The organism is Brevundimonas sp., from assembly GCF_016463485.1.
GTDB lineage: Bacteria > Pseudomonadota > Alphaproteobacteria > Caulobacterales > Caulobacteraceae > Brevundimonas.
This window is the reverse complement of sequence record NZ_JAEMRD010000155.1, coordinates 1-414: the sequence shown is the minus strand read 5'-3', so window position 1 is coordinate 414 and position 414 is coordinate 1. Positions and strand designations below refer to the sequence as shown.

Here is a 414-nt window from a genome sequence, read left to right as displayed (position 1 = left end):
GGCAATGCGCACGGATGTGCTGGATAACGCGCGGCAGTTCGTCTCTGATCATCAGGTTCTGATACCGCAAGGTCAGCAATCCTTCCCGGGCCAGGACGGCGTCGCGAACACGATCCTTTCGAGCGCGACCTTCGTCGTCATGAGAGCTGCCATCGACTTCGACAATCAGACCGCGGTCCCAGCAGAAGAAGTCGAGATAATAGCCTCGAAGCGGGGCTTGGCGTCGGAAATGAAATCCTTCGTGTCGCAGCTCTCTCAGCGCGACCCAGAGCCGCGCCTCAGCGGGGGTGAGAGCCTTTCGCATCGCGCGGGCCCTAGCGATGATCGCCATGTCGCTTGCCCTCAAACAGCGCCGGTGCATTGCCTTGCCCTCCCCACCCGGCCGCTGCGCGGCCTGCCCTCCCCCGAGGGGGA

1 protein-coding gene is annotated in these 414 nt (G+C 63.5%); it reads right to left on the bottom strand.

The window, feature by feature from the left end:
* On the bottom strand, window positions 1-331 hold a 331-nt coding region (locus JHC99_RS16140), incomplete at its 3' end, for a DUF559 domain-containing protein (protein ID WP_292155579.1).
* Between the last annotated feature and the right edge of the window lie 83 nt (window positions 332-414).